We start from the raw sequence: 25,986 nt of genomic DNA on the forward strand, positions 1-25,986 counted from the left end.
AAATGACTGATTCTAAAAATATAAAAATAGCTATTGTTTTGGTAACTTCTCTTTTCTTTTTATGGGGAGTAAGCTATGGACTTATTGATGTGATGAATAAAAATTTTCAAAATCATCTTCATATTAGCCAGCATGAAAGTGGTTTTTTACAGTTTGCTTATTTTGGTGCTTATTTTATCATAGCCTTACCCGCAGGTTATATAGCCAATAGATTTTCTTATAAAATGGGAATCATTTTTGGCTTAGCTCTTTATGCCATAGGAGCTTTGCTTATTATACCTGCTACAAATTTGGCTTCTTTTCATTTGTTTTTGTTTGCGTTTTTTATTTTAGCTTGTGGTATTGGTTCTTTAGAAACTAGTGCAAATCCCTACATGACAAAGCTTGGTGATGAAAAAAATGCGAGTTTTAGAATCAATGCTGCGCAAAGTTTTAATGGTTTGGGGCAATTTGTAGGACCTATTATAGGCGGAGCTTTATTTTTATCTATTACTAAACAAGAAGAGGGTGCGAGTAAAGAGCAAATCGAGGCTGCATTGGTAGCTAATATGGGAAATGTCCAGCTTGTTTATATAGGAATTGCTGTCATTGTTATTTTGATTTTAATTGCTTTTGTTGCAAATAAGCTTCCAGAAGGAAGTGCGGTAAGTGATGATTATAAGCAAAAAGATGATTCTAAGCCCATATATGTTTTTAAACACAGACATTTTAACTTAGGGCTTTTAGCGCAGTTTTTGTATATAGCCAATCAAGTTGCAGCAGGAGCTTTTTTTATCAATTATGTTGTAGAACATAATGAAGGTTTAAAAGATGCGCAAGGTGCTTATTATTTTTCTATAGCTTTGGTTGCATTTATGCTAGGGCGCATTGTTTCTACTCCTTTGATGAAGATAATCAAAGGTGAAAAAATTTTAGGATTTTATTCTCTAATCAATGTGCTTATATGCTTTAGCTTGTATTTTGCTAGCGGGTTTTTTAGCATAGTGCTTTTAATAGCTTTATTTTTCTTTATGTCTATTTCTTTTCCTACTATTTTTGCGGTAGCAACAAAAAATTTACCTTTAAATCAAGTAAAACTAGGCGGTTCTTTGCTTGTGATGAGCATAGTAGGTGGAGCAATTATGCCTATAATTATAGGTTTTATTAATGATCATTATGGTACAGGCGCTGGGTATTTAGCAATGGCACCTTTGTTTTTATATGTGGCTTGGTATGGCTTTATAGGCTCAAAAGTGAGAAAAAATGCAAAAGATTTTTGATGCTCATCTACACCTTTGGGATTTGGAAAAAATACCTATTTCATGGATAAAAGACGATGAAAAATTAGAGCAAAATTATGATTTTTTTAGGATGAAACAAGAATATAAAGAATTTGAATTTATAGGTGCTATGTATGTTGAGGTTAATAGTGATGATTTAGAAAAGGAAGCTTTGTTTGCTTTGGAGCAAAAAAAGCTTCATAATCTTTTGTTTTGTTTAGCGGATTTTAAGCATAAAGAAGAGCTTAGTTCTTTTAGGGAAGTAATGCACACGAGCAAAAAAGGAGCTAAAAGACTATTTGAAGCAGACTTTGAAGAAAAAATAGAAATTTTAAAAACTTTCAATATACCTTTTGAGGCTTGTATTAAAAATGAAGAGCTTGGTTTTTTAGAAAAATTTTTAAGTAAAAATCCAAATTTAAAAGTGGTTTTAAATCATCTAGGAAGTCCAAAAATAAATCGTTTAAATGAATACAAAAAAGATTTAAGTTTTTTGAAAAAATTTCAAAATTTATATATCAAGCTTTCTATTCCTGATGGTTTTTCGCAAGAAACTCCTAAGGAATTTATTTTTGAGCTTTTTGCTTTTTTAAAAGAAAATTTTAGTGAGAATAAATTTATATTTGGGAGCAATTATCCAGTGGCAAAGATAACTCCAGCTAAGTGGGCCAAGCTTATTATAGAGAGTAAAATTTTTGATGATCTAGATAAAATATTTTACAAAAATGCTTTATTAATTTATAAAGGAGGATGAATGCAAAGATACGGTCAAATCATAAAAATAAAAAAAGAAAAAATAGAAGAATACAAAGAGCTTCACACAAAGCCTTATGAAGGGGTTTGTGAGATGATTAAGGAATGCAATATACAAAATTATTCCATTTATTTGTTTGGGGAATATTTATTTGCATATTTTGAATATATAGGTGCTGATTTTGAAGCAGACATGGCTAAAATGGCAAGAGATGAAAGCACACAAAAATGGTGGAAAGTAACAGATCCTTGTCAAATATCTTTAGGCTATGCAGGACAAAAATGGCTAAATATGGAAGAAGTATTTCACTTAGACTAAAAAAGGAGAAAAAATGACAACTTATTTAAATTATATTGATGGAAAGTTTATCCCACATAATGGAGAATTTATCGAAGTTTTAAATCCAGCTACCAAAGAAGTGATTTCAAGAGTAGCTAGCGCTTCTTTAGAAGATACTAAAAGAGCGATTGAAGCAGCTAAAAAAGCACAAAAAGTTTGGGAGGTTAAACCAGCGATTGAAAGAGCAAATCATTTAAAAGAAATAGCTAGTTTAATACGCAAAAATGCTAATTTCTTAACCGAAGTTTTAATGCAAGAGCAAGGAAAAACCAGAGTTTTGGCTAGCATAGAGATTAATTTTACAGCAGATTATATGGATTATACGGCCGAATGGGCTAGAAGATATGAGGGTGAAATCATACAAAGCGATAGGGCTAATGAGCATATATATTTATATAAAAGTGCTATTGGGGTAATTGGTGGAATTTTACCTTGGAATTTTCCATTTTTCTTAATCGCAAGGAAGATGGCACCTGCTTTACTAACAGGAAATACTATTGTTATAAAACCAAGCAGTGAAACTCCAAACAATGCTTTTGAATTTGCAAAGCTTGTTTCGCAAAGTTCTTTACCAAAAGGTGTTTTTAACTTAGTTGCAGGTAAAGGCAGTGTAGTAGGATATGAATTATCAAGCAATGAAAATATAGGTATGGTAAGTCTTACAGGAAGTGTTGAAGCAGGGACTAGAGTAATGGAAGCTGCAGCTAAAAATATTATCAAAGTTTCTTTAGAACTTGGTGGAAAGGCGCCAGCTATAGTGTGCAAAGATGCGGATATTGATTTAGCAGTAGAAGCGATTAAAGCAAGTAGAATTTGCAATAACGGACAAGTTTGTAATTGTGCTGAAAGAGCTTATGTGCATACAAGCGTTTATGATGAATTTGTAGACAAATTTGTAAAAGCCATGAGTAAAGTAAGTGTTGGAAATACCTTAAAAGGTGATTTTGATATGGGACCATTGGTCAATCAAGCAGGAGTTGATAATGCTTTGGCAATGCTTCAAAGAGCTACAGCTAAAGGAGCGATTGTAGAATGCGGTGGAAAAATCACTGATACAAGTGGGTATTATTTTCCCGCAAGCGTTCTTACTAATGTTAAACACGAAGATGAGATCATGCAAAAAGAAATTTTTGCTCCGATTTTACCTATTGCTAAATTTGATACACTTGATGAAGCTATTGATATGGCAAATGATTGTGAATATGGTCTTACAAGTTCTATTTATACACAAAATTTAGATATAGCAATGAGAGCTAGCAGAGAAATTAAATTTGGTGAAACTTATATTAATCGTGAAAATTTTGAGGCTATGCAAGGTTTTCATGCAGGCTTTAGAAAAAGTGGCATAGGCGGAGCTGATGGAAAACATGGTCTTGAAGAATATTTAGCTACCCATGTGGTATATTTGCAGTATAATACTAATAAACAATGATTTTTATCCTATCTAAATTTTTAGATAGGAGTTATTATAATCTTGGAATCAAGTATAATGCTTTATAACTATGGATTAAACACTTTTTTAGTAATTTCTTAAAATCAATTTTGGAATTTTTCATTTTGTCTAAAATGAGTAAGATTATTTTTATAAGTAAAACAATAATTAAAAATTAGTTTATGTTTTATAAATATTAATGTAAATTATGTAGGTTTATTTTATAAAAATTTTTAAAAGCATTTAAATTATTTCTAGTTTATATTTTTGTAAGTAAATTTTAGATATCATCCAAAGTTTATTACATTTTTAAAGAAAGGAATTATTGTGCCTACCATAAATCAATTGGTTAGAAAAGAGCGCAAAAAAGTTTTAGAAAAATCTAAATCTCCAGCGCTTAAAAATTGTCCACAAAGAAGGGGAGTTTGCACTAGGGTTTATACTACAACACCTAAAAAACCAAACTCAGCGTTAAGAAAAGTTGCCAAAGTAAGACTTACTAGTGGCTTTGAAGTGATCAGCTATATCGGCGGTGAAGGTCATAACTTGCAAGAACACAGCATTGTTTTAGTGCGTGGTGGTAGGGTAAAAGACTTACCAGGGGTTAAATATCACATCGTTCGTGGTGCTCTTGATACAGCAGGTGTTGCAAAAAGAACAGTTTCTCGTTCTAAATATGGTGCTAAACGTCCTAAAGCAGGCGCTGCAAAATAATCATTCATACAGACAAATCCGTTAGATTTGATTTTGTTTGAGTAAAATTTAAAATTTGAAGGAAAAATAATGAGAAGAAGAAAAGCTCCGGTAAGAGAAGTTTTGCCTGATCCGATTTATGGTAATAAAGTAATCACAAAATTTATTAATTCTTTAATGTATGATGGTAAAAAAAGCACAGCTACAACAATTATGTATGGTGCTTTGGAAGCTATTGATAAAAAAGGTGGCGAGAAAAAAGGTATTGATATTTTTAATGATGCGATTGAAAATATTAAGCCTTTATTAGAAGTAAAATCTCGTCGTGTAGGTGGTGCAACTTATCAAGTTCCAGTTGAAGTTCGTCCTGCTAGACAACAAGCTTTGGCGATTCGTTGGATTATTTCTTTTGCAAGAAAAAGAAGCGAAAGAACTATGATTGATAAACTTGCAGCTGAGCTTTTAGATGCAGCAAATAGCAAAGGTGCTTCATTTAAGAAGAAAGAAGATACTTATAAAATGGCTGAAGCAAATAAAGCGTTTGCTCACTATCGTTGGTAAGAAGGAGTGTGTATGTCAAGAAGTACTCCTTTAAAGAAAGTTAGAAATATCGGTATTGCTGCTCATATTGATGCGGGTAAAACGACTACATCTGAAAGAATTCTTTTCTTTACAGGTATGAGTCATAAAATCGGTGAAGTTCATGATGGTGCTGCAACTATGGACTGGATGGAACAAGAGAAAGAGCGTGGGATTACTATCACTTCTGCAGCTACAACTTGTTTTTGGAAAGATCATCAAATCAACCTTATCGACACTCCAGGCCACGTGGATTTTACAATCGAAGTTGAAAGATCTATGCGTGTTCTTGATGGTGCTGTTGCGGTATTTTGTTCAGTGGGTGGGGTACAACCTCAAAGTGAAACGGTTTGGAGACAAGCAAATAAATACGGTGTTCCAAGAATAGTATTTGTAAATAAAATGGATAGAATCGGTGCAAATTTTTATAATGTAGAAGATCAAATTCGCAACCGTTTAAAAGCTAATCCAGTTCCACTTCAAATTCCAATCGGTGCTGAGGATAATTTTAAAGGCGTAATCGATCTTGTAACTATGAAAGCTTTAGTTTGGGAAGATGATACTAAGCCAACGGATTATGTAGAAAAAGAAATTCCAACTGAACTTAAAGAAAAGGCAGAAGAATATCGCACAAAAATGATAGAAGCAGTTTCTGAAACTTCAGATGAGTTGATGGAAAAATATTTAGGCGGAGAAGAATTAAGTCTTGAAGAGATTAAAACAGGGATTAAAGCAGGATGTTTAAGTCTTTCTATCGTTCCTATGCTTTGCGGTACAGCGTTTAAAAATAAAGGGGTTCAACCTTTACTTGATGCTGTTGTGGCTTATTTGCCAGCTCCTGATGAAGTGGCAAATATCAAGGGTGAATATGAAGATGGCACAGAAGTTTCTGTAAAATCAACTGATGATGGCGAGTTTGCAGGACTTGCATTTAAAATTATGACAGATCCATTTGTAGGACAACTTACTTTCGTGCGTGTTTATCGCGGTTGTTTAGAAAGTGGTTCTTATGCTTATAACTCAACTAAAGATAAAAAAGAAAGAATTGGTCGTTTGTTAAAAATGCACTCTAACAAAAGAGAAGAGATTAAAGTGCTTTACGCAGGCGAAATTGGTGCTGTTGTAGGACTTAAAGATACTTTAACAGGGGATACTCTTGCAAGTGAAAAAGATAAGGTAATCCTTGAAAGAATGGATTTTCCAGATCCAGTTATTTCTGTTGCAGTTGAGCCAAAAACTAAAGCAGATCAAGAAAAAATGTCTATTGCTTTAAATAAATTAGCACAAGAAGATCCAAGTTTTAGAGTTTCTACAGATGAAGAAAGTGGCCAAACTATCATTTCAGGTATGGGTGAGTTGCACCTTGAAATTATCGTTGATAGAATGCTTCGTGAATTTAAAGTTGAAGCTGAAGTAGGTCAACCACAAGTTGCTTATCGCGAAACTATTAGAAAAACTGTTGAACAAGAATACAAATACGCTAAACAATCAGGTGGTCGTGGTCAGTATGGACATGTATTCTTACGCCTTGAACCACTTGAGCCAGGTAGTGGATATGAATTTGTTAATGATATCAAAGGTGGAGTAATTCCAAAAGAATACATTCCTGCAGTTGATAAAGGTGTTCAAGAAGCATTACAAAATGGTGTTTTAGCAGGTTATCCTGTGGAAGATGTTAAAGTAACTGTTTATGATGGAAGTTATCACGAGGTGGATTCATCTGAGATGGCGTTTAAACTTGCTGCTTCTATGGGCTTTAAAGAAGGTGCTAGAAAAGCAGGTGCTGTGATCTTAGAGCCTATGATGAAAGTTGAAGTAGAAACTCCTGAAGATTACATGGGTGATGTTATTGGAGATCTTAACAAACGCCGTGGTCAAGTAAATAGCATGGATGAGCGTGGTGGAAATAAAATCATCACAGCATTTTGTCCTTTGGCTGAAATGTTTGGTTATTCTACTGATCTTAGAAGTCAAACTCAAGGTCGTGCGACTTATTCTATGGAATTTGATCACTATGATGAAGTTCCTAAAAATGTTGCGGATGAAATCATCAAAAAAAGAAACGGTTAAATTTTTAGCGGGATTTTTCCCGCTTTCTGTCCTCGTAGCTCAGCAGGATAGAGCGCAAAATTCCTAATTTTGAGGCCGTGAGTTCGAATCTCGCCGTGGACACCATTTTATGGGGTGTTATTATGATAAAAATTGCTTTTTTTATAACTTTTGTAATTTCTTTTTTGGCAGCACAAAGCCCAGTAAATTTTAAAGAAGATAATAATATAACAAAAGAACGAAATATATTTAAAGAACAATCTCCAAAACGCATTAAAATTCCAACGCATTAAAATATATGTCAGATCTGATTACGCTAGCACAATTATCACAAGGGTATCGTTACAATAGTGATTCTTTAATTTTAGCTGATTTTATTTTAAAACAAGGAATTAAAGGCGCTGTTTTTGATGTAGGTGCGGGCTGTGGTATCATAGGTATTTTACTTAAAAAAAATATTGCAAATTTAAGTTTATCTTTGATTGATATTCAAAAAGAAAATATAAAATTGATTGAAAAAAATTTAAAATCCAACAAAATACAAGGCGATATTTTTCATGATGATTTTAATCAATTTCAAATCATAAAAAAATTTGACTTCATAGTTTGCAATCCTCCATTTTATAGACAAGGAGCTTACAAGAGTGAAGATCAGCATAAAGCTATAAGTAAATTTCAGGAATTTTTACCCTTGCATAGCTTTTTAGCTAAAACAAATTCTATGCTTAAGCCAAATGGTACTTTGTATTTTTGCTATGAAGCTTTAGCTTTAGATGAAATTTGTTTTATTTTAAAAGATATGAAAATGAAAATAACAAAGCTTTGCTTTGTGCATACACATCAAAACAAAAAAGCAAGACTTGTTTTGATACAGGTAAAAAAAGGTTCAAAATCGCCTTGTGAGATTTTACCTCCTTTTTTTGTATATGAAAATGAAATTTTAAGCAAACAAATGCAAGAAATTCACTTAAGATTTAAGTTAAAAAGTTATGATATTTGATAAAAATTTTTCTTATGCTTTTGATGAAAATGCTTGTGAGAAATGCGGTGGAAAATGTTGCACTGGAGAAAGTGGCAATATTTTTGCGAGCAAGGAAGAATTAGAAGCATTAAGAAAGCATTTAAATTTAGAAAGCAAAGAATTTGCTGAAAAATACTTGAGAAAGGTGGGCTTTAAAATGAGTTTTAAGGAAGTCGAATGTGAAGATGGCTTTGCTTGCATTTTTTTTGATACTCAAAAAAGAAATTGTAGTATCTACGATTTTCGTCCAAAACAATGCAGAACTTTTCCATTTTGGGAATATTTTAAAACACATCAAAAGGAATTAGAAAAAGAATGTATAGGTATTTGTTATTTGTCTTAGCAGCCTTTTTTTTGGCAGCTTGTGGAAGTTCAAAAATCAATGTTGTTTATCCTGATTATACAAAATATAAAAGCAATGATTTTGATTTAAGGGTTATGAAGGCTTATAATTATGAGTATTATAAACAATACAAAGAAGCCAGAGATGAATTTTTAAGTCTTTATCAAGATTATAATAATACTAATTTTTTAGAAAATGCATTTTTACTTACTTTAGCAAACAACCTTGATAAAAAAGAAGAGATAAATAATATAGCCAAGCCTTATCTTGATAAGAGTGATAATCTTAAGCGACTTAGTGCTCTTTATGCTTTAAATTCAAATGATATCAACAATGCTCAAAAACTTATGAAAGAACTTTTAACAAAAAAGGATAGTGATCCTATAAATTTAGAGCTTTATGGTGATATTTTGGTTAAAAAAAATGATTTAAAAAATGCTACAAAATACTATAGATCTGCTTATAATCAAGTGCAAAATGAAGAAATTTTATTTAAACTCATAGGAATTTATGCGATTTTGAATGATACTTTAAATATTAAAAATGTTTTAGAATTTTCAAGAAAAACCAATGGTTGCACTCTCAAAACTTGCGTCTTGCTTGCTAAAATTTATTTTGATGAAAAAAATATCGAAGCTTTAAAAAGTATATATAAAGAGCTTTATCAACTTACCAAAAATAAAAGTTTTGTATTGGCTTTAGTTGAGCTTTTAAATTCTCAAGGCAAAACAGAAGAAGCTTTAAAAATTTCTTTGCAGTATGATTTAGATGATGACATTAAACTCGCTTTGTATCAGAATTTAAAACGCTTTGATGATGCTAAAAAAATGAGTTTAGCTCTTTATCATAAAACAAAAAATAAAGAATATCTTCTACGAGCGGCAGTTTTTGAATTTGAAGCTGCAAATGAAGCTAAAAAAATCACTCCAAAAGTAATTGATTCTGTAAAAGAAAAATTCGAACAGGCTATCGATAAAGATAGCAATGCTTTGTATTTAAACTACTATGGATATTTGCTTATAGATTATGATTTAGATGTTAAAAAAGGTATAGAGCTTGTGAAACTTGCCTTAGAAAAAGATCCACAGAATTTGTATTATTTAGATTCTTTAGCTTGGGGGTATTATAAACTAGGCGATTGTAAGCAAGCATGGGAAATTTTAAAACAAACATTAGATGATAAAGAATTTGCAAATTCTGATGAGAGCAAAGTTCATATAAAAGCGATAAAGGCGTGTATAAAACCATGATATTGGATAAAATTTTTGAAAAAACAAAAGAAGATTTAAAAGAACGCAAACTAAAACTTCCTTATGATATGCTAGGGCGTTCTTTAGCTTCAAATCCTTTCTTTCCAAAAGATGTGATTAAGGCTTTAAAAAGAGTAGAAAAAGAAGTTAAAATCATAGCAGAAGTAAAAAAAGCAAGCCCTAGCAAGGGAGTCATTAGAGAAGACTTTGATCCTTTGAGTATCGCTTTAAATTATGAGAAGAACAAAGCTGCGGCGATTTCTGTTTTAACTGAGCCGCATTTTTTTAAAGGTTCTTTAGAATACTTAAGTCTTATACGCCGTTATACGCAAATTCCTTTACTTAGAAAAGATTTTATCTTTGATGAGTATCAAATTTTAGAAGCTTTGGTTTATGGGGCGGATTTTGTATTATTAATCGCTAAAATGCTAAGCATGAAAGAGCTTAAAAAACTGCTTGAGTTTGCAAGACATTTAGGTCTTGAGGCTTTGGTTGAAATTCATGATAAAGAGGATTTGAGTAAGGCTATTTTTGCTGGAGCGGATATCATTGGTATCAATCATCGTAATTTAGAGGATTTTACTATGGATATGAGTTTGTGCGAAAAACTTATCCCACAAATCCCAAATTCAAAAATCATCATCGCAGAAAGTGGTTTAGAAAATAAAGAATTTTTAGAGCATTTGCAAAATTTAGGCGTTGATGCTTTTTTAATCGGCGAATATTTTATGCGCGAAAAAGATGAAGGAAAGGCTTTAAAAGCTTTGCTTTAAGGAGGGAAAATGCAGTATTTGTATGCACCATGGCGGAGTGAGTATTTTGAAAAAGAAAAAAGCATTTGTCCATTTTGTGATTGTGCTAATAAGATCAAAAGCGATGAAGAATTAGGCGTGATTTTTAGAGCAAAGCATTGTTTTGGAGTGATGAACCGCTATCCTTATTCTGCAGGGCATTTTATGGTGATTCCTTATATACATGAAGAGCATATAGAAAATTTAAGTGATGAAATTTGGCAAGAAATGAGTTATTTTGTGCGTTTGGGGGTAAAAATTTTAAAAGAGCAAATTCATGCAAATGGAGTGAATATCGGTATGAATTTAAGCAAGGATGCAGGAGCTGGCATAGCTTTTCATTGTCATTATCATCTAGTGCCACGCTGGTCAGGAGATACAAATTTTATCACAACCATAGGAGAAACTAGGGTTTGTGGCACTAATATAGAGCAAGTTTATCAAAAACTTGTTTTGGCTTTTAAAAATGCTCAGTGAAGTTGAATTTGTAGAGTTTCAAAAAGAAAATTTCTCTTTTTTAATCGATGCAAGAAGCCCTAGAGAATTTTTGCATTCTCACTTGATAGGAGCTTTAAATTTTTATGCACTCAATGATGAAGAATATCAAGAAATAGGAACAATTTATAAGAAAAATCAAGCTTTAGCTAAGGCTATGGGTGCGAGTTATATTTGTCAAAATACCGCTAAGCATATATTAGAAATCACTCAAAATTTTCGCATAGGAGAAAAGGTGGGGATTTATTGTTCTCGTGGGGGTTTGCGTTCAAAGTCTATCGCAGTGATTTTAAGTGAGCTTGGCTTTAGGGTGGTGCGTTTAAAAGGTGGGTTTAAAGCTTATAGAACTTTTGTAACGCATTATTTCGAAAATGAAATAAATTTTGATTTTTTTGCTCTTTGTGGTAATACAGGTTGTGGAAAAACAGAGCTTTTAGAACAACTCCCACAAGCTATAAATTTAGAAAAAATGGCAAATCATTTAGGCTCGTCTTTTGGTGATATTTTAGGAAAACAACCTACGCAAAAAGCTTTTGAAGCAGAACTTTTTCACAATATTCAAAATTTAGAAAATTTTGCTTTCATAGAAAGCGAAAGTCGCAAAATAGGGGATATTATCTTACCTTTGAAATTTTATGAAAAAATGCAAAAGGCTTTTAAAATTTATTGTTTTTGTTCTTTGGAAAATCGCGTTAGAAGAATACAAAAAATTTATCAAGAAAAAATGACTCCTTTGAAATTTCAACAATGTGTGCAAAAAATCAGTCCTTATATCAGCTTAAATTTACGCCAAGATTTGCTTCAAAGTTATGAGAGAAAAGAATGGCAAAAGCTTATTGTTATGCTTTTGGAGTATTATGATAAAACTTATAAAAAACCAGATAAGATTGATCTTGAGTTAAATACTGATGATATTTTAAAAGCTAAAGAAGAGCTTTTAGGCTATTTTAAAACGCAATTACTTTTTTAATATCAGATAATTTTATTAAATAATCAAATTTTTTCTTCATTATCTTGTAATAATCCTTTTTATCTTTGTTGTTTTTTAACTTGGCTCAAATTTTTATTTTAATGCTAGTAATTTTGAATTATAGAGAAGTAAAATATTTTTTAAAATACCTATTTATAGTAATTTAAGATAAAAAAATAAATTTTGATAAAAAAAATATATAAAATATTTCTTAAATTTATATTTTTTTAAATCATTTTAAATATAATTATCTCGCAATTAAATTTTTGTAAGAAAGGACAGGTAAATGAATGCGATAAATTCAAGTTTTATTGTGTTGTGTACTTTGCTAGTTTTGCTTATGACTCCAGCTTTGGCAATGTTTTATTCAGGTATGGTAAGAAGTAAAAATACTCTTAATACTATAATGAATTGCTTTATTGTTTTTGGTGTTATTACTTTACAATGGGTAGTGCTTGGATTTAGTCTTTCTTTTGGTAAAGATGAAGGACTTGGGCTTGTAGGAAATTTCGAGAATTTCCTCTTAGAGGGTATTAGCGGATACAACGCTTCAGGCGTTCCAAATATTCTTTTTGTGATTTTTCAAATGATGTTTGCACTTATTGCATCTGCCATCATAACAGGCTCTTTGGTGGGAAGAATTAAACTGGGTGTTTTGGTGATATTTCTACTTTTTTGGAGTACTTTAGTTTATGATGTGTTAGCACATATGATTTGGAGCAGTGAGGGATTTTTGCTTAAAAGAGGAAGTCTTGATTTTGCTGGGGGCGGTGTTGTGCATATTAGCTCTGGGGTTGCTGGACTTGTAGGAGCTTTGATGGTAGGCGCTAGAAAAAGTGATGATGAGGATAAAAACGCGCATTCTATTCCTTATGCTTTCTTAGGTGCGATTTTGCTTTTTATAGGATGGTTAGGTTTTAATGCTGGAAGTGCTGGCGAAATGAATGATATTGCTATCAATGCTTTTATAGTAAGTATTATATCAGCAGCTTGCGGCTTTTTATCTTGGGTGGTACTTGAGTGGCTCATCCATAAAAAACCGACTATTTTAGGTGGACTTAGTGGGCTTGTAGCAGGGCTTGTGGGAATTACTCCAGCTTGCGGTTATGTAGATATTTATGCTTCTCTTGTTATAGGGACTTTGTCTTCTGTGTTTTGTTATTTTGGTTTAAGTTTTATTAAATACAAACTCAAATGGGATGATTCTTTAGATGCCTTTTCTTTACATGGAATCGGAGGTATTTGGGGAGGAATTGCCACAGGGTTTTTTGCAAGTGCTAAAGTAAATTCTAATGTGATTGCCCAAAATGCACTCGGCGAGGGACTTTTTATCAGCGGAAGTTTGGAACTTTTAAAAGAGCAAATTTTTGCTATTGTGATTTGTGTGGTTTTGTCAGCTCTTATAAGCTTTGTTATTTTTAAGATTATCTCTTGTTTTACAGACTTAAGAGTAAAAGAAGAAGTAGAGCAAAAAGGCTTAGATGTGAGTTTGCACGGAGAAAAAGCTTATACTTTAGCTTAGTTGGCTAAATTTTTACTAAAAAGTCCTTGTAATCATAAACAAGGACTTCAAAATCATTCTTAATTAAAATCAGACAAATACTTTAAAATAAAGTGGATAAATTCATCACTATCATTTGGGCAAGTGATTAAATCATAATCGCACTTTGCTAAATGTTTATACTCCATACCTAGCTCAAAAATCGTTTCAGAACAATCAATGCAAAAAGAAATAGGGTAAATCAGAGCTTTATCGTTTAAATTTGCCAAAACATCGCTTGTATTTGGTTCAAGCCATTTTACAGGGCCTAGTTTAGACTGATAAGCTAAAATAAATTCATCAAAATGATCTTTTAGCTTTTCTTTTAAAATTTCTACATGATCATTTACATGCTTTTCATATAAATCACCTTTATCAATAATGCTTTGTGGTAAAGAATGCGCTGAAAAAATCAAAATTTTGGCATCAAATTTACTTTTTTTAGCCAAAATGTGCGAAACTATCATCTCGTTATAAAGCTCATTTTTGTAAAAAATATCTATAGTTTTTACTTTTGCTTGAATTTTTTGCTTTGAAATTTCATTTTGCAGAACTTCTAAAGATGAAGTTACTGTGGTGCAAGAATGGTGCGGATAAAGTGGAAAAAGAATGATTTCATCACTTGCATTTAAAGTGTATTTTTGCAAAATTTCTGTGGCAAAAGGAGGAACATAAAGATTTACAAAATCAAATTTAAATTCATCTTGTTTTAAATTAAGCTTGTCACACAGGCTTTGAGTAAGTTCGTTTAAAGGGGATTTTCCGCCCATTTTTTTATAGTTTTCTTGCATGGCTTTAACGCGAGCCTTTGTTATGATCCATGCTACAAATTTTCTTAAAAATCGATTTTTGATTCCTAAAATATAAGGATCATTAAACATATTTTTTAAAAAAACTTCACAATCTTGTAAATTCGTAGCTCCGCCCATATTTAAAAATAAAACTAATTTCACGCAAACCTTTCTAAAATTTCTTGAACTTTGTAAGCATCGCTCGTGCTGGCTAAATGATTGGGTTGATTATCGATAAGTTTTAACAAAGCTTCGTGTTCTGAAAAAAGTGGACTTTGTTGAGTAAGTTCTATAAAATTTCCATCTTTTAATAAAGAAAAGTCATTTAAATTGGCTTCATAAAAATGATTTTTAGTAATAAGATGAATTTTTCTTAGTTTTTGTGTGCTATTCCAACTTTGATGTATGCTAGCAATACATTTTTCAAGCTCACATAGAATAATGCTTTCACTTTCTCTTGTTTGATCTTGGGTGTATTTTTTAAGCAAATTGGTTTTTGTTATTTCTTGTTTGCTTAAAAAACAAAGCAAATCAAGATCATGCACAGCCAAATCTTGCAAAATCCCTACATCGCTGATTCTTTGTGGGTAGGGTGAAAATCTTTGTATGTTAATGCTGATAATTTCTTCATTTTCAAGCTCTTTTTTTAGGGCTAAAACCGCAGGATTAAATCTTTCGCAAAAACCTACACCTACTTTTATGCTGTATTCTTTAGCTAAATTTGAAATTTCGTCTATTTCTTTTAAATTTAGAGCTAAAGGCTTTTCGATTAAAACGCATTTGCATTGTTTAAAAACTTTTTTTGCTATTATTAAATGTGAATTTGTAGGTGTTGCTATGATGATAATATCATTATTTTGATTTAAAAATTTATCCAAATCATCATAAAAAATATCATCAAAAATATTTAGGTTTGGATTTTTGCAAAGATCAAAAAGTGCATTAAGTTTAAAATGAGAATTTTTACTAAGTTCATTTAAGTGGTTTTGCCCCATTTTTCCAAGGCCTATGATACCTATTTTCATGGAATCAATCTTTAAAAATACAAATAACTTGCTCTTGCTCTTCTTCACTTAAAAAAGGTGAAAAAGGCAAAGATAAGATGTGTTCGCTTGCGTATTCTGAATTTTTAAGTTCTAAATTTGAAAACTCACTAAAGCAAGGTTGTTTATGCAAAGGGGTTGGATAGTGTATAGCATAAGGTATATTAGCTTTTTCAAATTTTTGCAATACACTAGCTCTATCTTCAACTAAAACGCTGTATTGTGCATAAGCACTAAAAGCATTTGGATTAATTTGTGGAATTTGGCAGTTTTTTAAATTTGCATTATAAATTTGTGCTAATTTTTGTCTTTTGTCTAATTCTTTTTCTAGGTATTTTAACTTAACATTTAAAATCGCTGCTTGTAAGGTGTCAAGGCGTCCATTTATACCTATAAATTCATGTTTATAACGCTGAGTTTGTCCGTGATTGAGTAAAATTCTTATTTTTTTAGCAATTTCATCATCATGGCAAAAAATAGCCCCGCCATCGCCATAAGCTCCCAAAGGCTTCGAAGGAAAAAAGCTTGTGCATGAAATTTTAGCTATAGAGCAGGATTTTTCTCCTTTGAAACTTGCGCCAAAACTTTGTGCACCATCTTCGATCAAAGTGATATTTTTATCTTTTAAAATTTCTTCTAAAGCCCTTAAATCACTCATTTGTCCAAACATACTCACTGCTATAACAGCTTTAGTTTTTGGAGTTATTGCTTTTTGCACTGCTTTAAAATCAAGATTGTAATTTGATAAATTTATATCTACAAAAACAGGTTTTGCACCTACCAAGGCCACAACTTCAGCTGTTGCTATGAAAGTAAAACTAGGTACTATAACTTCATCATCTTTACCAATATCTAAGACTCTTAAGGCAAGGTATAAAGCACTAGTTCCACTTGAGCAACCTATAGCGTGTTTAACACCTAAGAAATGAGCTAAATTTTGCTCAAATTCGTTAAGCTTTGCACCGCCTATGAAAGAAGAGCTTGATAAAACGCTTTCAATTTCAGCATTGATTTCATCTTTGTATGCGAGATATTGGGCTTGAAGATTGATAAAATTCATAAAAAACCTTAGAGAAATAAAATTAAATAAAAATGTTTATTGTATTTTAGTTTTACTTAATTTAAAGTAATTTTGGTATGATATGTTTTTATAAAAATTTCTTTAGGAAAATTCATGGATATTAGAAAAGCTTATTTGGATTTTTTTGCATCAAAAGGACATGAGATAACCCCGTCAAGTCCTTTAGTTCCTGATGATGCAACTTTACTTTTTGCCAATGCGGGCATGGTGCCTTTTAAAAGTATATTTACAGGAGAAATTCCACGCCCAAACCCTCCACGCAAAACAAGCTGTCAAACTTGTATAAGAGCAGGTGGAAAGCACAATGACTTAGATAATGTTGGCTATACCGCACGCCATCATACTTTTTTTGAAATGCTTGGGAATTTTAGTTTTGGAGATTATTTTAAAGAACAAGCCATAGCTTATGCTTGGGAATTTGTAACTGAAGTTTTAAAACTACCTAAAGATAAACTTTATGTAACCGTGCATGAAAACGATGATGAAGCTTTTAATCTATGGCAAAAACACATTCAAAAAGAAAGAATTTACAAATTTGGCGATAAAGATAACTTCTGGCAAATGGGCGATACTGGTCCTTGTGGTCCTTGTAGTGAGATTTTTTATGACCAAGGACAAGAGCATTTTAACTCAAGCGAAGATTATATGGGCGGAGATGGAGATAGATTTTTAGAAATCTGGAATCTTGTTTTTATGCAATATGAAAGAAGTGCTGATGGAGTGCTTAGCCCACTGCCAAAGCCAAGTATTGATACAGGAATGGGGCTTGAAAGAGTAACAGCAATTAAAGAAGGTAAATTTAGCAATTTTGATAGCTCGCTTTTTATGCCAATCATCAATGAAATTTCAAAACTTTGTAACAAAACTTATGTTTATGAAAGTGGAGCAAGTTTTAGAGTCATAGCTGATCATATAAGATCAAGTGTATTTTTACTTGCACAAGGGGTAAGTTTTGATAAAGAAGGTAGGGGTTATGTTTTGCGTCGTATTTTGCGTCGTGCTTTAAGGCATGGATATTTGCTAGGTTTTAAACAAGCTTTTATGTATAAACTAGTTGATGTTGTGTGCGATTTAATGGGCGGACATTATACCTATCTTAATGAGAAAAAAGACTTTATAAAAGAACAAATTCGCCTTGAAGAAGAAAGATTTTTAAGCACTATAGAAAATGGGATTGAAATTTTTAATGAAGAGCTTAAAAACACTAAAGAAATTTTTAGCGGAGAAGTAGCCTTTAAGCTTTATGATACTTATGGTTTTCCGCTTGATTTAACGGCTGATATGCTAAGAGAAAAAAATCTTAAAGTTGATGAAGAAAAATTTGAACTTTTCATGAATGAGCAAAAAGCACGCGCTAAGGCTTCTTGGAAAGGAAGTGGAGATAAAACTGCAAGCGGAGATTTTAAAAACTTACTTGAAAAATTTGGAGAAAATCATTTCGTAGGTTATGAAAAAGCAGAATGCGAAAGTAAAATTTTAGCCCTTTTAGATGAAGATTTTAAAGAAGTTTCCACCCTTAAAGATGCGGGTTGGGTGATGCTTGAAAACACACCTTTTTATGCAACAAGTGGGGGGCAAAGTGCTGATAGTGGATTTATAGCTAAGCGTGAAGTTTTAGATACGCAAAAGTTTTTTAATCTCAATCTTAGCTTTATAAAAGCAGGCGAAGAACTAAAAGTTAACGATATAGTTCATGCAAGAATCGATACAGAAAAAAGAGAGCAAATCGCACGCCACCACTCAGCCACTCATCTTTTACATCATGCTTTAAGAGAAATTTTAGGTTCTCATGTAAGCCAAGCAGGATCTTTGGTTGAAAGCAATAAACTAAGATTTGATTTTACTCATCATAAAGCTTTAAACAAAGAAGAGCTAGAAAGCATTGAAAAAAGAGTCAATAAAATGATTATAAACTCAAGCGAAGCTATCTTAGAAAATATGCCTTTAGAAGAAGCTAAAAAAAGCGGTGCTATAGCATTGTTTAATGAAAAATACCAAGGCAATGTGCGTGTTTTAACTCTAGGTGAAAGCAAAGAACTTTGCGGGGGAACTCATGTTAAAAATACTGCTCAAATAGGAAGTTTTTACATAGTTAAAGAAAGTGGTGTGAGTGCTGGAGTTAGACGTATTGAAGCTGTGGTTTCTAAAGCGGCTTTAGAATTTGTAAAAAATCAACTCGAAGAACTTTCTAAAGTAAAAGATGAACTTAAAAATAATGATATTTTAAGCGGGATTAAAAAGCTTAAAAATGAAATTTTAAGTTTAAAAAATGAGCTTAAAAATTCAAGTAAAACCGAGCTTGATTCTAAAAATATCCAAGGTGTTGAAATTTGCGTAAAACGTATAGATAATGGCGATATTAAAGCTATGATTGATGATTTTAAAAACAAATTTGCTAAAGCGGTGATTTTACTTATCCAAGTAAAAGATGAAAAAATCACTTTAGCAGCTGGCGTTAAAGATGTGCCTTTAAAAGCAGGAGCTTTGGTTAAAGAAGCGGCGCAAATTTTAGGTGGAAATGGTGGCGGAAGAGATGATTTTGCTACTGCAGGTGGAAAAGATTTAAGCAAAATCAATGAAGCTTTAAAACAAAGCTTAGAAACGATAGAAAAAGCACTTTAATGTTAATTCTTGCTTCAAGTTCCATTTCAAGAGCTAACTTGCTTAAAACCGCAAAGATTGATTTTAGGCAAGTTAGTTTTGATTATGATGAAAATTTAAATAAAAATATTTCACCTTTTTTATATGTTCAAAAAATAGTTCTTGAAAAAGAAAGACAATTTTTAAGTACTTTAGGCAAAGATTTTCAAAACCAAAATTTGCTTTTTGCAGATAGTATAGTTTGTATAGATGAAAAAATTCTTACCAAAGCAAAGGATAAAAAAGAAGCTTATGAAATGCTTGCCTTGCAAAATGGAAAGTATGCAAGTATTTTATCGGCTTTTTTGCTTGTAAAACCTGAAAAAAGAGTTTTTTCTCTTTCAAAAACTACACTTTATTTTAAAAATTTTGATGAAAATGCTTTAAGAGATTATGTAGAAAATGATCTTTATAAAGGCAAGGCGGGTTGTATTATGTGTGAGGGTTTTCATCAAAATTTCATCACCCAACAAGTAGGAAATCTAAGCACTGCTTTAGGGCTTGATATCCAAACTTTAAAGGCTTATTTATGAAAATATTAAAATATATTTTTTCATTTTTTACTCTTTTGTTTATAGCTGGATTTATTTATGTGGCTTATCTTTTCACAAGTGCTGATACTGAGGGTTATACTTTTAAAGAATACAAACCTCCTCTTACAACACAAATTTACGATAGAAATGGCAAGCTTGTGGCTAATATTTTTGAACAACATCGTTTTTACGCTCCTTATGAAGAGCTTCCTCCACGCCTTATAGAAGCTTTGGTTGCTATAGAAGATACAAGCTTTTTTGAACATAATGGAGTTAATATCGACGCCATTTTTAGAGCTGCCGTAAAAATTATAAAAAGTGGTGGAAAAACCATGGAAGGAGCTTCCACTCTTACTCAGCAATTTATTAAAAACACGGAATTAACCCCAGAAAGAACTATTGCGCGTAAAATTCGAGAAGCTTTGCTTGCTTATAAAATGGAAACCATTTTAACTAAGGAACAAATTTTAGAAAGGTATTTAAATTTTATCTTTTTTGGACATGGGTATTATGGAGTAAAAACCGCAGCTTTGGGGTATTTTCATAAAAATTTAAATGAACTAAGCCTTAAAGAGATTGCTATGCTAGTAGGTATGCCAAAAGCACCTAGCAGTTATGATCCTACAAAGCATTTAGATCTTTCCATCTCAAGAGCAAATAATGTTATTTCAAGAATGTATAATCTAGGTTGGATTTCAAAAGCAGATTATGATACAGCCATTAAAGAAATTCCGCAAGTTTATGATGATACGCTTACTCAAAATGCTGCTCCTTATGTCGTAGATGAAGTGATTAAACAATTAAGCCCTAATATCAAAGACTTAAAAACAGGTGGATATAAAATCATTTTAAATATAGACTTAGATGTTCAAAATATGGCACAGAATGCTTTAAAATTTGGTTATGATGAGATAGTAAAACGCGATAAAGATGCAAATTTAAGCACTTTAAACGGAGCTATGGTCGTGGTAAATCATCAAAGTGGTGATGTTTTAGCTTTGGTAGGTGGAGTTGATTATGAAAAAAGTAATTATAACCGCGCTACTCAAAGTATGCGTCAACCTGGAAGCTCTTTTAAACCTTTTGTGTATCAAGTGGCGATTAATTTAGGATATTCGCCTATGAGTGAAATTGCTGATATTTCTAGAATTTTTGAAGGTGGAGCGGGTAATAATGAGGATTGGAAACCTAAAAATGAAGGGGGTAAATTTTTAGGTTTAATTACCTTAAAAGAAGCTTTAACAAGATCAAGAAATTTAGCTACCATTAATCTCGCACTTGATATGGGGCTTGATGTTCTTTACTCTAAACTAATGGAATTTGGATTTAAAGATATACCGCCTAATTTATCAATCGTATTGGGAAGTTTTGGTATTTCTCCTTTGGAGTATTCGAAATTTTATACCATGTTTGGGAACTATGGTACGATTAAAGATCCTCAAATTATCAGACAAGTTCAGGATAAAACTGGTAAAACCATCATGGAATTTAACTCAAATGAGCGTAAAGTCAGCGATGAAGCGCAAAGTTTTCTGGTTTTAGATATGATGAGAAATGTTGTTGAAAAAGGCACAGGGCGTAATGCAAGAGTAAAAGATATAGAAATAGCGGGAAAAACAGGAACAACGAATAAAAGTGTTGATGCTTGGTTTTGTGGACTTACGCCTGAAATAGAAGCAATCATTTGGTATGGAAATGATAACAACAAGCCTATGCGTTATACAGAAGGTGGGGCTAGAACAGCTGCTCCTGTGTTTAGAGAATTTTTAACTCAATATATAGAAAAATTCCCTGATACAACTAGAAAATTTAGCATTCCTAATGGAGTTTATCGTGGAAATTATAAAGGAGAAAGTGCTTATTATACCACCAAATCACCATTACCAAAAGCAAATATGAAATTTAATGAAAGCGAGATTATATTTTGAAAGTAGAAAGATCTACTTTCAAAATGATTAAGCTTTTTTGATGATTATTTCATCATCTTTTGCATCAATGATAATACTATCATTTTCATGAAGTTCATCAGCAAGTATCATATCGCTTAATTTATCTTCTATAAGATCATAAATAGCTCTTCTTAAAGGTCTAGCACCAAAATCAGGGTCAAAACCATCTTTAGCGATTAAAAGGGCTGCATTTTCGCTTAAACTTGCTTTTATTCCCTTGTTTTCTAAGCTCATTTGTAAATCTTTAAATAAAAGCTTGACTATTTCATAAGCTTCATCTTTTCCAAGTGGATTAAAGGTGATAATATCATCTAAACGGTTTAAAAACTCAGGTTTAAAGAAATTTTTTAACTCATTTTTTACCGCATCTTCTTGTTCTTTTCCGCTTAAATTCATAATAGCGTTTGAGGCGATATTAGAAGTTAGAATGATAATGGTATTTTTAAAATCCACTGTTACACCTTTGCTATCGGTTGCTCTACCATCATCTAAAATCCCTAAAAGCACATTAAATACATCTTTATGTGCTTTTTCAACTTCATCAAACAAAAGCACGCTATAAGGTTTTCTTCGTACGGCTTCAGTAAGCTCTCCACCTTCTTCATGTCCTATATATCCTGGAGGCGCACCTAAGAGTCTTGAAACACTATGTTTTTCCATAAATTCACTCATATCAAAGCGAATCATTGCTTTTTCATCATCAAATAAAAATTTTGCCAAAGCTTTAGCCGATTGTGTTTTTCCTACCCCTGTTGGCCCTAAAAATAAAAAGCTTCCTATAGGTTTATTGTCCGCATTAAGCCCTGCTTTGTTACGTTTAATGGCTCTAGCTAAAGCACTTAAGGCCTTATCTTGTCCTATGACACTTTCTTTTAAATGTTTTTCCACTTCTAAGAATTTTTGTTTTTCAGAAGTTAACATTTTTTGCACGCTAATACCCGTCCATTTGCTTAAAATTCCAGCAACCAAATCCTCATCTACTTGATTTTTAAGTAAAACTCCATTTTCACTCATTTTTTTCCATTTATCTTCTAAAATTTCTACTTCTTTTTCAAGACTTGGAATTTTTCCATACTCTAGCTCGGCTGCTTTTTGAAATTCACCTCTAGCTTTAGCCAAAGAAGCTTCATTTTTAAGCAGATCAATTTCTTTTTTCTTAGCACTTATGCCATCAAAAACACTTTTTTCATTTTCAAACTGTGAATTTAGGGCATTTTGTTTTTCTTTTAAATTAGCTAGTTCTTTTGCGATTTCATCGAGTCTTTTTTGATTTTTTTCATCATTTTCCATTTTTAAAGCTTCATTTTCAACTTCTAAAGTTTCTATATCTTTGCGTACTTTTCTTAAAGAACTTGGTTCGCTTTCAATTTGCATTTTCAGTTCAGCTGCAGCTTCATCGATTAAATCAATGGCCTTATCAGGTAAAAAACGATCTGCTATATAACGCTTTGAAAGTTTAGCTGCGGCTACTAAAGCACTATCATTTATGGTTACATTATGATGAATTTCAAGCTTTTCTTTTATACCCCTTAACATAGCCAAAGCCTCATTAACACTTGGCTCACCTACATTTACAGGTTGAAAACGGCGTTGCAAGGCTGCATCTTTTTCAAAATATTTACGATATTCTTTTAAAGTAGTTGCGCCTATGGTATGGAGTTCACCTCTTGCAAGAGCAGGTTTTAAAATATTTGCCGCATCCATGCTGCCTTCACTCGCTCCAGCTCCTACTATAGTGTGAATTTCATCGATAAAAAGAATGATATTTTCACTTTTTATCACTTCATTAACCACAGCTTTTAATCTATCTTCAAATTCTCCTCTGTATTTTGCACCTGCAATTAAAGCACTCATATCAAGAGCGATGACTTTTTTATTTTGCAAAGATTTTGGAACATCTTTTTTAATAATTCTTTGTGCTAAAGCTTCTACTATAGCTGTTTTTCCTACGCCTGGTTCACCTAAAAGTATAGGGTTATTTTTGGTTTTACGTATTAAAATTTGCATCAAACGTTCGATTTCTTCTTCTCTGCCTATAACAGGATCAAGTTTACCCTCGCTTGCTTTTAAGGTTAAATCTATACCAAATTTATTTAAGCTATCTAAAGTTTCATCGCTTGTTTTGCTATCCATTTTTCGTCCCGCTCTTAGACTTTCAAGCTCTTTTTGAAATTCTCTTAAATCTAAAAATTGCGCCAAAATTTCTTTAATAGGACTTTTTTGACTTTCACTTATAAGCCAAGTATCCACACTTAAATAACTATCTCCATTAGCACTCATTAATCCTTTAGCATTTTCTAATGAATTTATAAGTTCATTGGAAAAGCGTATATTTTCACGGTTTACATTTGAACTCGTTGCAAGTTTTGAAATTCTGCTTTTAATTTCAAGCTCTAAGGCTTCTTTAGAAATATTTAATTTATTTAAAATTTGATTTAAAATACTTGTACTATCTACGCTTAAAGCCCATAAAAGATGTAAAGGTACAACTTCATTATTTTTAGAATGTATAGCTAAAGATGCTGCACTTTCAAGGTTTGAAAGCATATTATCAGTTAAAAAATCTTGTATATTTGCCATGTTTTATCCTTTATTTAGTTTATAGACTTGCTATTATATAACTTTAGTCATATAATGTCAAGTTAATTGAGTAAAATTTTTTAAATAATAGGACAAATGACTAATTTTAGATTATTTCATAAACATATCTATAGCCTTGTTTAATTCTTCTATACTTTGAATATCATTTTCTTCTACGGCGTGTACCATACAATGAGCTAAATGTTCTTTTAAAACTACTTTTGCAGTATTGTTAACTTCGGCTTTTACGGCAGCAAGCTGGATTAAAATTTCACTACAGTCTTTGTCATTTTCAACCATTCTTTTAATAGCGCTTAAATGTCCTATGGTTCTACTTAGACGATTGCAAACTGCTTTAAGATGTTTTTGAGAATGTGTATGAGTATGTTTTTCTTGGCACATTGTATTAACTTTCTTTTTGAAATTTTTAGTCTATTTTAACATATTTTTAAGAATTTAAATTTATTTACGAATTTTTAAGCAATTTTTATTAAAATTTACTCTTTAAACTAAAACTCAATGATGGAGCTTATTTTGAAAACAAAACGATTTTTTGCGGGTCTTGCAGGCTTTGCCACTACTTTCATTTTATGTCTATTTTTAACAAGTCATTTACAAGCTAAAGTTGATCAAAAAGAAGAGCAGGTTCAAAAACGCCTAGAAGCTTTAGATAAGCTTACAAAAACTCTTGCCATAGTAGAGCAATACTATGTGGATGATCAAAATATCAGCGATTTGGTGGATAAATCTTTATCAGGACTTTTAAGCAATCTTGATGCGCATTCTTCTTTTTTAAATGAAAAAGATTTTAATGATATGAAAATTCAAACCAATGGCGAATTTGGTGGCCTTGGTATAACCGTAGGTATGAAAGATGGTGCTTTAACAGTTGTTTCTCCTATAGAAGGAACACCAGCAGATAAAGCAGGGATAAAATCAGGAGATATTATTTTAAAAATTAATGATGAGGCCACTTTAGGAATTAATCTCAATGATGCTGTAGATAAAATGCGTGGTAAGTCAAAAACTCAAATCACTTTAACTATTTTTAGAAAAGGTGCAACAAAACCTTTTGATGTTACACTTACAAGAGAAATTATTAAGATAGAAAGTGTTTATGCAAAAATGATAGAAAATGAAAACATTCTTTATCTTAGGGTTACAAATTTTGATAAAAATGTTGTAGATGTGGCAAGTAAAGAACTTAAAAAATATCCTAATGTTAAAGGAGTTGTTTTAGATCTTAGAAATAATCCTGGTGGACTTTTAAATCAAGCCATAGGACTTGTAAATTTATTTGTAGATAAAGGTGTTATTGTTTCTCAAAAAGGACGCATCGCAAGTGAAAATCAAGAATATAAAGCCGATCCTAAAAACAAAATTTCTAATGCTTCTTTGGTTGTGCTTGTAAATGGTGGAAGTGCTAGTGCAAGTGAAATCGTAAGCGGAGCTTTACAAGATCTTAAACGCGGTGTTATTGTGGGTGAAAATACTTTTGGAAAAGGTAGTGTTCAGCAAATCATACCTATTAATAAAACTGAAGCTTTAAGGCTTACTATTGCAAGATATTATCTTCCAAGCGGGCGTACTATTCAAGCAGTGGGTGTAAAACCTGATATTGAAGTTTTTCCAGGTAAAGTAAATACTCAAGAAGATGGTTTTTCTATAAAAGAAAGCGACTTAAAACAACATTTAGAAAGTGAGCTTGAAAAAATAGATAAAAATAAAAAAGAAGATAAACAAGAAAATAAAGACAATAAAAATCTAATCAGTCAAAAACAAATCAATGATGACGCACAGTTAAAATCAGCTATTGATACTATTAAAATTTTAAATATCAAACAAGGACAATAA

Annotated in this window: 24 protein-coding genes and 1 tRNA gene; 20 read left to right on the forward strand and 5 right to left on the reverse strand. The window is 31.8% G+C overall.

All coding sequences use genetic code 11. The annotated features are described in order from the left end of the window. Positions 1–2 precede the first annotated feature (2 nt). From fucP to FBF20_RS02485, 16 genes are all read left to right on the forward strand, one after another. Positions 3–1,259 (forward strand): L-fucose:H+ symporter permease, encoded by a 1,257-nt coding sequence (gene fucP / locus FBF20_RS02410; protein ID WP_002868189.1) that lies wholly within the window; start codon positions 3–5, stop codon positions 1,257–1,259. Further along, positions 1,243–2,013 (forward strand): amidohydrolase, encoded by a 771-nt coding sequence (locus FBF20_RS02415; RefSeq protein ID WP_002837605.1) that lies wholly within the window; start codon positions 1,243–1,245, stop codon positions 2,011–2,013. Before fucP ends, FBF20_RS02415 begins: the two co-directional genes overlap by 17 nt. Then, positions 2,014–2,331, forward strand: a complete 318-nt coding sequence (locus FBF20_RS02420; RefSeq protein ID WP_002837607.1) for an L-rhamnose mutarotase — start codon at positions 2,014–2,016, stop codon at positions 2,329–2,331. 13 nt (positions 2,332–2,344) lie between these two features. After that, positions 2,345–3,784 (forward strand): aldehyde dehydrogenase, encoded by a 1,440-nt coding sequence (gene aldA, locus FBF20_RS02425; protein WP_002888147.1) that lies wholly within the window; start codon positions 2,345–2,347, stop codon positions 3,782–3,784. A gap of 327 nt (positions 3,785–4,111) precedes the next feature. Further along, positions 4,112–4,498 (forward strand): 30S ribosomal protein S12, encoded by a 387-nt coding sequence (gene rpsL, locus FBF20_RS02430; protein ID WP_002782934.1) that lies wholly within the window; start codon positions 4,112–4,114, stop codon positions 4,496–4,498. A gap of 69 nt (positions 4,499–4,567) precedes the next feature. Continuing rightward, a complete protein-coding gene (gene rpsG / locus FBF20_RS02435) occupies positions 4,568–5,038 on the forward strand; it encodes a 30S ribosomal protein S7 (RefSeq protein ID WP_002779471.1) in 471 nt (156 codons plus the stop codon). Positions 5,039–5,050: 12 nt separating this feature from the next. Beyond that, complete coding sequence (gene fusA, locus FBF20_RS02440; RefSeq protein WP_002888146.1) at positions 5,051–7,126, forward strand: elongation factor G; 2,076 nt, start codon at positions 5,051–5,053, stop codon at positions 7,124–7,126. A 28-nt stretch (positions 7,127–7,154) separates the two neighbouring features. Then, positions 7,155–7,231, forward strand: a tRNA-Arg gene (locus FBF20_RS02445). Between the two features lie 17 nt (positions 7,232–7,248). Beyond that, complete coding sequence (locus FBF20_RS02450; RefSeq protein ID WP_002854981.1) at positions 7,249–7,398, forward strand: hypothetical protein; 150 nt, start codon at positions 7,249–7,251, stop codon at positions 7,396–7,398. Positions 7,399–7,403: 5 nt separating this feature from the next. Next, positions 7,404–8,105, forward strand: coding sequence for a tRNA1(Val) (adenine(37)-N6)-methyltransferase (locus FBF20_RS02455; RefSeq protein ID WP_002888144.1), 702 nt, complete (start codon positions 7,404–7,406; stop codon positions 8,103–8,105). Beyond that, entirely contained in the window at positions 8,095–8,469 is a 375-nt protein-coding gene (locus tag FBF20_RS02460) for a YkgJ family cysteine cluster protein (RefSeq protein ID WP_002855009.1), read from the forward strand. Before FBF20_RS02455 ends, FBF20_RS02460 begins: the two co-directional genes overlap by 11 nt. Beyond that, on the forward strand, positions 8,442–9,719 hold the full coding sequence (locus tag FBF20_RS02465; RefSeq protein ID WP_002888140.1) for a hypothetical protein: 1,278 nt from the start codon (positions 8,442–8,444) through the stop codon (positions 9,717–9,719). Before FBF20_RS02460 ends, FBF20_RS02465 begins: the two co-directional genes overlap by 28 nt. Continuing rightward, on the forward strand, positions 9,716–10,492 hold the full coding sequence (trpC, locus tag FBF20_RS02470) for an indole-3-glycerol phosphate synthase TrpC (protein ID WP_002854779.1): 777 nt from the start codon (positions 9,716–9,718) through the stop codon (positions 10,490–10,492). The genes FBF20_RS02465 and trpC overlap by 4 nt, the downstream gene beginning before the upstream one ends. 9 nt (positions 10,493–10,501) lie before the next feature. Beyond that, a complete protein-coding gene (locus FBF20_RS02475; protein WP_002854919.1) occupies positions 10,502–10,987 on the forward strand; it encodes an HIT domain-containing protein in 486 nt (161 codons plus the stop codon). After that, positions 10,977–11,975 (forward strand): tRNA 2-selenouridine(34) synthase MnmH, encoded by a 999-nt coding sequence (gene mnmH / locus FBF20_RS02480; protein ID WP_024266087.1) that lies wholly within the window; start codon positions 10,977–10,979, stop codon positions 11,973–11,975. Before FBF20_RS02475 ends, mnmH begins: the two co-directional genes overlap by 11 nt. 286 nt (positions 11,976–12,261) lie before the next feature. Next, on the forward strand, positions 12,262–13,497 hold the full coding sequence (locus FBF20_RS02485) for an ammonium transporter (protein ID WP_168952598.1): 1,236 nt from the start codon (positions 12,262–12,264) through the stop codon (positions 13,495–13,497). Between the two features lie 59 nt (positions 13,498–13,556). Here FBF20_RS02485 and hemH read toward each other — a convergent pair whose 3' ends face one another. From hemH to FBF20_RS02500, 3 genes are read right to left on the reverse strand one after another with little or no spacing between them, the layout of a single operon-like run. Continuing rightward, a complete protein-coding gene (gene hemH / locus FBF20_RS02490) occupies positions 13,557–14,468 on the reverse strand; it encodes a ferrochelatase (protein WP_002859048.1) in 912 nt (303 codons plus the stop codon). Beyond that, on the reverse strand, positions 14,465–15,331 hold the full coding sequence (locus tag FBF20_RS02495; RefSeq protein WP_002889199.1) for a Gfo/Idh/MocA family oxidoreductase: 867 nt from the start codon (positions 15,329–15,331) through the stop codon (positions 14,465–14,467). Before FBF20_RS02495 ends, hemH begins: the two co-directional genes overlap by 4 nt. A 4-nt stretch (positions 15,332–15,335) precedes the next feature. Next, positions 15,336–16,409: a DegT/DnrJ/EryC1/StrS aminotransferase family protein gene (locus FBF20_RS02500; RefSeq protein WP_002868051.1), complete on the reverse strand. Its 1,074-nt coding sequence runs from the start codon at positions 16,407–16,409 to the stop codon at positions 15,336–15,338. Positions 16,410–16,523: 114 nt separating this feature from the next. On the opposite strand from FBF20_RS02500, the gene alaS reads away from it, so the two are divergent. Genes alaS through FBF20_RS02515 form a run of 3 tightly spaced genes read left to right on the forward strand, consistent with a single transcriptional unit; the run spans position 16,524 to position 21,531 of the window. Continuing rightward, positions 16,524–19,052: an alanine--tRNA ligase gene (gene alaS / locus FBF20_RS02505; protein WP_002889642.1), complete on the forward strand. Its 2,529-nt coding sequence runs from the start codon at positions 16,524–16,526 to the stop codon at positions 19,050–19,052. Beyond that, positions 19,052–19,603 carry a septum formation inhibitor Maf gene (maf, locus tag FBF20_RS02510; RefSeq protein ID WP_002855005.1) on the forward strand — a complete coding sequence of 184 codons (552 nt, stop codon included), beginning with the start codon at positions 19,052–19,054 and terminating at the stop codon, positions 19,601–19,603. Before alaS ends, maf begins: the two co-directional genes overlap by 1 nt. Continuing rightward, positions 19,600–21,531 (forward strand): penicillin-binding protein 1A, encoded by a 1,932-nt coding sequence (locus FBF20_RS02515; protein ID WP_002872099.1) that lies wholly within the window; start codon positions 19,600–19,602, stop codon positions 21,529–21,531. The genes maf and FBF20_RS02515 overlap by 4 nt, the downstream gene beginning before the upstream one ends. A gap of 27 nt (positions 21,532–21,558) precedes the next feature. Here FBF20_RS02515 and FBF20_RS02520 read toward each other — a convergent pair whose 3' ends face one another. Together FBF20_RS02520 and FBF20_RS02525 are read right to left on the reverse strand one after the other, a co-directional pair. Beyond that, positions 21,559–24,132: an AAA family ATPase gene (locus tag FBF20_RS02520; protein ID WP_002858618.1), complete on the reverse strand. Its 2,574-nt coding sequence runs from the start codon at positions 24,130–24,132 to the stop codon at positions 21,559–21,561. Between the two features lie 111 nt (positions 24,133–24,243). Further along, entirely contained in the window at positions 24,244–24,534 is a 291-nt protein-coding gene (locus FBF20_RS02525) for a metal-sensing transcriptional repressor (protein WP_002855280.1), read from the reverse strand. 117 nt (positions 24,535–24,651) lie between these two features. Here FBF20_RS02525 and FBF20_RS02530 point away from each other — a divergent pair, with 117 nt between their 5' ends. Then, positions 24,652–25,986, forward strand: coding sequence for a S41 family peptidase (locus FBF20_RS02530; RefSeq protein WP_002890274.1), 1,335 nt, complete (start codon positions 24,652–24,654; stop codon positions 25,984–25,986).

Origin of the sequence: Campylobacter sp. CFSAN093259, assembly GCF_012889985.1 — a bacterium.
Lineage (GTDB): Bacteria > Campylobacterota > Campylobacteria > Campylobacterales > Campylobacteraceae > Campylobacter_D > Campylobacter_D jejuni.

Excerpts from the sequence above, each read along its gene's own strand:
- fucP (WP_002868189.1), top strand. The coding sequence starts at position 3 with ATGACTGATTCTAAAAATATAAAAATAGCTATTGTTTTGGTAACTTCT.
- FBF20_RS02415 (WP_002837605.1), top strand. The coding sequence starts at position 1,243 with ATGCAAAAGATTTTTGATGCTCATCTACACCTTTGGGATTTGGAAAAA.
- FBF20_RS02420 (WP_002837607.1), top strand. The coding sequence starts at position 2,014 with ATGCAAAGATACGGTCAAATCATAAAAATAAAAAAAGAAAAAATAGAA.
- aldA (WP_002888147.1), top strand. The coding sequence starts at position 2,345 with ATGACAACTTATTTAAATTATATTGATGGAAAGTTTATCCCACATAAT.
- rpsG (WP_002779471.1), top strand. The coding sequence starts at position 4,568 with ATGAGAAGAAGAAAAGCTCCGGTAAGAGAAGTTTTGCCTGATCCGATT.
- fusA (WP_002888146.1), top strand. The coding sequence starts at position 5,051 with ATGTCAAGAAGTACTCCTTTAAAGAAAGTTAGAAATATCGGTATTGCT.
- FBF20_RS02450 (WP_002854981.1), top strand. The coding sequence starts at position 7,249 with ATGATAAAAATTGCTTTTTTTATAACTTTTGTAATTTCTTTTTTGGCA.
- FBF20_RS02455 (WP_002888144.1), top strand. The coding sequence starts at position 7,404 with ATGTCAGATCTGATTACGCTAGCACAATTATCACAAGGGTATCGTTAC.
- FBF20_RS02460 (WP_002855009.1), top strand. The coding sequence starts at position 8,095 with ATGATATTTGATAAAAATTTTTCTTATGCTTTTGATGAAAATGCTTGT.
- FBF20_RS02465 (WP_002888140.1), top strand. The coding sequence starts at position 8,442 with ATGTATAGGTATTTGTTATTTGTCTTAGCAGCCTTTTTTTTGGCAGCT.
- trpC (WP_002854779.1), top strand. The coding sequence starts at position 9,716 with ATGATATTGGATAAAATTTTTGAAAAAACAAAAGAAGATTTAAAAGAA.
- FBF20_RS02475 (WP_002854919.1), top strand. The coding sequence starts at position 10,502 with ATGCAGTATTTGTATGCACCATGGCGGAGTGAGTATTTTGAAAAAGAA.
- mnmH (WP_024266087.1), top strand. The coding sequence starts at position 10,977 with ATGCTCAGTGAAGTTGAATTTGTAGAGTTTCAAAAAGAAAATTTCTCT.
- FBF20_RS02485 (WP_168952598.1), top strand. The coding sequence starts at position 12,262 with ATGAATGCGATAAATTCAAGTTTTATTGTGTTGTGTACTTTGCTAGTT.
- FBF20_RS02495 (WP_002889199.1), bottom strand. The coding sequence starts at position 15,331 with ATGAAAATAGGTATCATAGGCCTTGGAAAAATGGGGCAAAACCACTTA.
- FBF20_RS02500 (WP_002868051.1), bottom strand. The coding sequence starts at position 16,409 with ATGAATTTTATCAATCTTCAAGCCCAATATCTCGCATACAAAGATGAA.
- alaS (WP_002889642.1), top strand. The coding sequence starts at position 16,524 with ATGGATATTAGAAAAGCTTATTTGGATTTTTTTGCATCAAAAGGACAT.
- maf (WP_002855005.1), top strand. The coding sequence starts at position 19,052 with ATGTTAATTCTTGCTTCAAGTTCCATTTCAAGAGCTAACTTGCTTAAA.
- FBF20_RS02515 (WP_002872099.1), top strand. The coding sequence starts at position 19,600 with ATGAAAATATTAAAATATATTTTTTCATTTTTTACTCTTTTGTTTATA.
- FBF20_RS02520 (WP_002858618.1), bottom strand. The coding sequence starts at position 24,132 with ATGGCAAATATACAAGATTTTTTAACTGATAATATGCTTTCAAACCTT.
- FBF20_RS02525 (WP_002855280.1), bottom strand. The coding sequence starts at position 24,534 with ATGTGCCAAGAAAAACATACTCATACACATTCTCAAAAACATCTTAAA.
- FBF20_RS02530 (WP_002890274.1), top strand. The coding sequence starts at position 24,652 with ATGATGGAGCTTATTTTGAAAACAAAACGATTTTTTGCGGGTCTTGCA.